The following is a 6,370-nucleotide window of genomic DNA, read 5'->3' as shown; positions in this document are numbered from 1 at the left end:
TGACCCTGACCACCGACACAAACACCGACTCGACGACGGAGGTGACCACCGATGACCTGATGCAAATACCAGCCTGACCACCACCGAAGGATCAACAACGAGTTACACCACTACTTGGGGCTTGACCCTGCGGCGGCGGGTTTGAGTATCGTCATGGGGGTCTCCAATCGTTCGCCGGCTTGTTCGGCTGTCGGTAGCGCTGCCCGGAGCGTTGCTACCGTGACCACGTTGCCATCAACGCAGGGCAGAGCCTAGGTCTAGTTCGGCCCTAGTAGCGCCCGCGAATGGTCCAAAATGGACCCATGGAGGATCAATGGCCACTGCCGTCAGCCGCAGCGCAAGACATCATCCGACTCGGCGCTACGCAACTCCTCGACCCTCGCGCGGAATGGCTCGACACATGGAACCACGCAGTCGAGCACGGCGACGGAACGGTCGCGCCCATGCTCTCGGACCCAGTGTTGGTGGAGGGCTCCCGGAACTCCAATCTGGACAGCTTGCAGCATTGGGCTGGAGCGAACATCCGGAACCCAGGTGCGCGCGTTTCAGCCAACCTCAGCCCGACGATTCTCGAGGCCACCCGCGATCTACTTCGCCGCGATCTCGATGAAACGGCGTTGGGCCTATGGCGGGTTGGTCAGAATGCCGGCTGGCAGCGGTGGATAGAGATCTGCTTCGAGTTGACCTCGGATACCCACGTACTGCAGGAAGTCCTCGCCGTCACCTCACGTTCGATTGCGGCTTTCGTCGACGACACCATCGCGGCTGTGGCTCGAATCATCCGACAGGAGCGTCAGGATTTGGCCCAGGGCTCGCACTCCGACCGGCTCACAACGGTTCTTCTGTTGTTGGAGGGTGCCCCGATCCCGAGAACGAGGGCCGAAGGCCGACTCGGCTACGGACTAACCGGCAGCCATCTCGCCGCCGTCATCTGGGCCACAGGCACTGCGACCGGCGAGGACTTGGAGTTCGCCGCCGAGCAGCTGATGCGCGCCACGGGTGCCACACGCCGACTCACCGTGCTTGCCACGCGTGCGTCGCTGTGGCTGTGGCTGCCGGTCGACAGCGCGCCTGCCGTGAGCGACCTCGAGCCGGCAATCGCCGCGGTTCCGAACGTGCGTATTGCGATCGGCAGACCACGCCCAGGAATCGATGGGTTCAGGCAGAGCCATCTGGAAGCAACCACAGTCCAGCAGATGATGGCCCGGCTCGGAACCGAGCGACAGGTCGGCAGCTACCGAGACGCCCAGCTCGTCTCGATGCTGAGTGCCGATGTAGGCCGCGCCGACGAGTTCGTCGCGGACACGCTGGGAGATCTTGTGACTGCAGATCCGCAGCTCCGGACCACGCTGCGCGTGTATCTGGAACAGCAAAGCAACGCCGCGAGAACCGCAGAAATTCTCTACGCCCACCGCCACACAGTCGTGCGGAGACTAGCGCGCTGCGAGGAACTCCTGCCTCTCCCTCTTGACGACAATCCTGTCGCCATCGGCGCGGCTCTGCAACTGATGTGGTGGCGTGACGAGAGACACTGAGGTGGTCAAAGATCGGTTCTTCGGGTTTCTGGTGCGTATGGTTCGCCGACCGTTCGGCCCAGCACAGAACCATCGGAGTTTGGCCCGGCCGCCGTGAGTGACCACCTTCGTTGGGCGTCGACCCCTTGGGTCGGTCGTCACCTATCGGTTGTGTTCGACAGCCAACCCCCGGCCGGAATCCGGTAGAACATGACCGCAATCGCACCGTAGTGCGCCGGCTGCGATCTTGGCCGGCGTCTTGGGCAACTCCCCCGCGACCATCGAACGACACGCCAGCCTGCCGAAACGCACCGACCTCAGTCTCGCAGAGGAGTGATCAGACAACTGCTGCTCGCGGTGGCGAGGACGGTGCCGTGGGCGTCGCGGAGGTCGGCCTCGGCGAAGCTCACCCTCTTGCCGGGTTTGACGACCCAACCGCGGGCGACGATGTCACCGTCGAACGCCTGGATCGGCCGCAGGAAGCTGACCTTGATCTCGATCGAGCTGTAGCCGACACCGGCCGGGAGCATCGAGTGGACCGCGCAGCCGGCCGCGGAGTCGAGCACGGTGCAGGCCAGTCCGCCGTGCACCATGCCGATGGGGTTGTAGACGGATTCGTCGGGCGTGCAGGCGAAGGCGACCTCGCCGTCGGCCACGTGGACCAGCCGGAATCCCATCAGCTCGCCCATCGGCGCGCCCGGGACGTCACCGCGCATCCACTGCGTGAGGAAGTCGCGCCCGGATAGTCCGCGGCTGCGCTCCGCCGTGGCGCTCGGGTCGTGCCATCGGACGGTCTTCGTCCTCACCGCATCGTCGCCGGCGGGAGCGGAATCGATCATGCTCGTCATCGCCTACCAGCCGTTCACGTGCAGCACGGACTCCAGCGGAGCGCGCTTGGCGGGCTTGAAGTCCGTGCCCTTGGTGTAGGCGACGGGCAGCAGCACGCCCTGCCGGACGTTCGGCGGAATCCCCAGCGCTTCGGCGACCTCTCGCTCGTACTCCAGGTGCAGTGTCGTCCAGGCGGATCCGAGGCCGCGCGAGCGCAGCGCCAGCGCGAGATTCCACGCCGCGGGAAGCAACGAGCCCCAGGTCTGCGCCTGGTTCCCAGACGGCAGTTCGCCGCCGGGCACATGTATCGCGCCGATCACCAGTGCCGGCACCCGGTCCATGACCTCGGCGAGGTAGGTCGCGCTCGAGGCCACCTTCTCCGCGGTCGCGAGATCCTTCGGCGGCTTGGCGGCCCGCGCCACAGCGCCCGCCGCCGCGTAGGCGGCGTAGGCCCTGCGGTAGTGCTCCGCGACGATCCGCTTCGGCTCGGGATCGGTCAGCACGATCCAATGCCAGCCCTGCGCATTACTGCCCGACGGCGCCTGCAGCGCCACCTCGAGCGCCTCCGTGATCACCTCCAACGGCACCGGCCGGTCCAGGTCGAGGCGCTTGCGCACCGAGCGCGTGGTGGTCAGCACCTCGTCGACGGACAGGTCCAACTGCGGGAATGTCGTGGTCATCGTCGTCCTCTTCTTCGCGTGTGTGGGTTCGATCCGATCAGGGCTACGGCGCGCTGCCGGCGATCCACTGCTCGTAGTAGGCGGGCATCGCGGAGGCCCGGGAGGTGAACTCCGGCGATCGCTTCTCGAGGAACGCGGCCACGCCCTCTTTCGCATCGCCGACGCTCGCCCAGAACAGCGCGAGCGACTCGACGCGGTGCGCGTCGGCGGGATTCGGGAGCGCGCCGTTGCGCCGCAGCATCTGCTTGGCCTGGGCCACGGCGACCGGGGACCTGCCACGTGTCCACGCGTTCGCGACGTCGACGGCGCGGGCCAGCAGGTCCTCCGGCCCCACCACCTCGTCGACCAGGCCGACCGCGGCCGCCGCGCCGGCATCGAGGATGTCCGCGCGGAGTACGAGATCCAGCGCGGCGGACTGCCCGACGATCCGCTCGAGGAACCAGCTCGAGCATGCCTCGGGGGTCACGCCGATCCTGCCGAAGATCAGGCCCATCCGCCCCTCCGTCGACAGGATCCGCCGATCCATCGCCAGCGTCATCGTGGCACCGACTCCCACCGCGGCCCCGTTGATCGCGGCGATCACGGGCTTGCGGCAGTCATGGACGGCGAGCGTGACCCTGCCGCCGGGGTCACGCACGTGGGCGACCTCCGGGTCGTCGAGATCCTGCAGGTCGGCGAGGCCGGGGCTCTTCGACTCGTCGAGCCCGAACACGTTCCCCTCGCCGCTCAGGTCCATACCCGCGCAGAACGCGCGGCCCGCGCCGGTGACGATGACCGCGCGGACGGCGTCGTCGTCGTTGACCTCGCGGAAGGTGCGCTCCAGCTCGTCCCCCATGGTCAGGACGAAGGCGTTGAGATTGTCGGGACGGTTGAGCGTGACGGTCAGGATGCCGTCGACGAGGCGGTGCGTGATGGTCTCGAACATGGTGATACCTCGGTGATCTCGGTCGTGGATCGGGAATTCCGCCACACTCTGGCTTCTTTGTTAAAAGCTAGCTAGACTCCACCTGACTGTCAATATCGAAGTGAGGTACGACGTGGACTGGCTCCGTCTGGACACTCAGAACTGCCCCGTACAGCGCACGCTCGAACTCGTCGGTGAGAAGTGGAGCCTGCTCCTCATCCGCGAGGCGATCAACGGCGTCCGCAGGTTCGACGACTTCCGGGACCACCTCGGCATGTCCGAGGCCGTGCTGTCGGACCGGCTCCGCAAGCTGGTCGCGGCGGGGATCCTCGAGACCCGCCCGTACCGGCCGGAGGGCGGCCGCACACGGAACGAGTACGTGCTCACGAACAAGGGCTGGGACCTGTGGCCGGTGATCGTCTCGCTCATGCAGTGGGGTGACCGGTACACCGCTGATCCCGAAGGGCCGTTCCTCGACGTCCGTCACTCCGACTGCGGCGCACCGGTTCGCGTGGTCGTCGAATGCAGCGACGGGCACGGCGCCATCGGGCGCGATCAGGTGGCCGTCAGCCCGGGCGCGTCCGCACGCGAGCGCACGACCGTGGGTGAGGTGTCGTCATGACCGAGCGAGATCACCGACCCGCCACGGACACCGACCTCCTCGTCCTGGCGACCGACTTCGACCGCGGCGGCTGGGTCCTCGACTCCCAGTTCCAGTCCCAGATGGGCGGCGCGTACCTCCTGGCCCACGGGCTCGGGAGCCCCGTCGCCGACGCCTCGGCCGCCGTCGAGGTCACGCACCCGGGCGAGTACCACGTCTGGGTGCGCGCCAAGGACTGGGTGCCGGCGCACCATCCGGGGCGCTTCACCGTCACCATCGGCGGTCGGACCCCGGAGACGGAGTTCGGCGCGAACGGCCAGGACTGGTCGTGGGAGCGCGCGGGCACCGTAGACCTCCCCGCGGGTGCAACGCGGATCGACCTCCACGATCTGACCGGCTTCGACGGACGATGCGAAGCGATCTACCTCAGCCTCAGCGACGTCCCGCCACCGGAGGGGAACAACGCCGTCACCCGGGCGTGGCGCCGCCGCCTGCGCGGGCTCCCGGCGGCGCCGATGGATGCCGGCGCCTACGACGTCATCGTCGTCGGTGGCGGAGTCAGCGGCGCCGCCGGAACACTCGCCGCGGCACGGCTCGGTCTCCGCGTGGCCCTGATCCAGGGCCGGCCGGTGCTGGGCGGCAACGCGAGCGTCGAGATCGGGCTCACGCCCCGCGGGGAGACCGGTCCTCTCGTGCACGAACTCACCGCCCGGCATCCCGACGGCGACCTGCTCGCCCGGGACGTCCTCGACCGGGAGGCGAACGTCTCGGTGTTCACCGAGCACGAGGTCTTCGACGTCGTCGTCGACGGACGGCGGGTCACCGCCGTCGATGCCCGCGACACCCGCACCGGAGCGGAGTACCGGTTCGCGGCCCCGCTCGTGATCGACTGCAGCGGAACGGCGATCGTCGGCCTCCTGGCCGGAGCCCGCACACTGTTCGGCAACGAGTCCGCGGCGGAGTACGGCGAGCCGTCCGCGCCGCCCGAGCACCTCGATCAGCACCACGGCCACACCGTCTTCTTCCGGACGCGCGAGTCGGATGCGCCGGTCACCTTCCCGGACGTTCCGTGGGCGCAGGAGGTCGCCAAGGACTACGCGAACCTCAACGGACAGCTCATCAAGCCCGGTGAGGACAACGGTCCCGGTCCCGTCGCCGGACGCTTCCGCACCCCGGATCCCGAGACCCGCCGGCGGATGCTGGTGCCCGCCACGCACTTCTGGGAGTACGGGCAGTGGCTGGACCCGTACACGCAAGGCGAGGAGATCCGCGATCACCTCCTGCGCGCGCTCTACGGGACCTTCGCCAACGTCAAGCAGACCGAGCCCGAGACGTACGCGAACCTCGCCCTGGACCACGTGGCCTTCGTCGCCGGACAGGGCGAGTTCCGGCGCTACCTCGGCGACTACGTCCTGACCGAGAACGACATCCGCGAACACCGGCAGTTCCCCGACGCCGTCGCGCTGAACTCCGGCGCATTCTGCCTGCACTACCCCATCGACAAGGACTACGACTTCCGGCTCCGCGACTGGAAATGGGACACCCGCGACGGACTGCCCTTCGAGGTGCCCTTCCGCTGCCTGTACTCCGCGGACCTCGACAACGTCATGATGGCCGGCAAGCACATCAGCGTCACCCACATCGCCGGGTCCGTCACCAAGTTCATGGGCAACGGCGCCCAGCACGCCATCGCCACCGCGGCCGCCGCGGCGCTGTGCCTGAAGCACGGCGTGTCACCACGGACGATCGCATCCGATCACATGGATGAACTCCAGCGAACGGTGGCGGGGCTGACCGAGGCCGGCCTGGGAAGTACACAGGCCTAGGGATTGAAGATCCGCCC

General features: G+C 67.9%; 6 protein-coding genes. 3 read left to right on the top strand and 3 right to left on the bottom strand.

The annotated features are described in order from the left end of the window. The first annotated feature begins 302 nt into the window (after positions 1 to 302). Positions 303 to 1,535 (top strand): PucR family transcriptional regulator, encoded by a 1,233-nt coding sequence (locus ACSEEN_RS17375; RefSeq protein ID WP_440713860.1) that lies wholly within the window; start codon positions 303 to 305, stop codon positions 1,533 to 1,535. A 296-nt stretch (positions 1,536 to 1,831) separates the two neighbouring features. Here the strand turns inward: ACSEEN_RS17375 and ACSEEN_RS17370 are convergent, their stop codons facing one another. From ACSEEN_RS17370 to ACSEEN_RS17360, 3 genes are read right to left on the bottom strand one after another with little or no spacing between them, the layout of a single operon-like run. Beyond that, on the bottom strand, positions 1,832 to 2,362 hold the full coding sequence (locus tag ACSEEN_RS17370; protein ID WP_440713859.1) for a PaaI family thioesterase: 531 nt from the start codon (positions 2,360 to 2,362) through the stop codon (positions 1,832 to 1,834). A gap of 3 nt (positions 2,363 to 2,365) precedes the next feature. Beyond that, the gene (locus tag ACSEEN_RS17365; protein ID WP_440713858.1) at positions 2,366 to 3,022 is read right to left on the bottom strand and encodes a nitroreductase family protein; all 657 of its coding nucleotides are present in this window, start codon (positions 3,020 to 3,022) and stop codon (positions 2,366 to 2,368) included. A gap of 43 nt (positions 3,023 to 3,065) precedes the next feature. After that, complete coding sequence (locus ACSEEN_RS17360; RefSeq protein WP_440713857.1) at positions 3,066 to 3,947, bottom strand: crotonase/enoyl-CoA hydratase family protein; 882 nt, start codon at positions 3,945 to 3,947, stop codon at positions 3,066 to 3,068. A gap of 112 nt (positions 3,948 to 4,059) precedes the next feature. On the opposite strand from ACSEEN_RS17360, the gene ACSEEN_RS17355 reads away from it, so the two are divergent. After that, positions 4,060 to 4,548, top strand: coding sequence for a winged helix-turn-helix transcriptional regulator (locus tag ACSEEN_RS17355; protein WP_440713856.1), 489 nt, complete (start codon positions 4,060 to 4,062; stop codon positions 4,546 to 4,548). Further along, positions 4,545 to 6,353 carry an FAD-dependent oxidoreductase gene (locus ACSEEN_RS17350; protein ID WP_440713855.1) on the top strand — a complete coding sequence of 603 codons (1,809 nt, stop codon included), beginning with the start codon at positions 4,545 to 4,547 and terminating at the stop codon, positions 6,351 to 6,353. Before ACSEEN_RS17355 ends, ACSEEN_RS17350 begins: the two co-directional genes overlap by 4 nt. Positions 6,354 to 6,370 lie beyond the last annotated feature (17 nt).

This window comes from Gordonia marina, from assembly GCF_052036135.1.
In the GTDB taxonomy this organism is placed as follows: Bacteria; Actinomycetota; Actinomycetes; order Mycobacteriales; family Mycobacteriaceae; genus Gordonia.
This window is presented reverse-complemented; position numbering and strand designations above follow the sequence as displayed.

Excerpts from the sequence above, each read along its gene's own strand:
- ACSEEN_RS17375 (WP_440713860.1), top strand. The coding sequence starts at position 303 with ATGGAGGATCAATGGCCACTGCCGTCAGCCGCAGCGCAAGACATCATC.
- ACSEEN_RS17370 (WP_440713859.1), bottom strand. The coding sequence starts at position 2,362 with ATGACGAGCATGATCGATTCCGCTCCCGCCGGCGACGATGCGGTGAGG.
- ACSEEN_RS17365 (WP_440713858.1), bottom strand. The coding sequence starts at position 3,022 with ATGACCACGACATTCCCGCAGTTGGACCTGTCCGTCGACGAGGTGCTG.
- ACSEEN_RS17360 (WP_440713857.1), bottom strand. The coding sequence starts at position 3,947 with ATGTTCGAGACCATCACGCACCGCCTCGTCGACGGCATCCTGACCGTC.
- ACSEEN_RS17350 (WP_440713855.1), top strand. The coding sequence starts at position 4,545 with ATGACCGAGCGAGATCACCGACCCGCCACGGACACCGACCTCCTCGTC.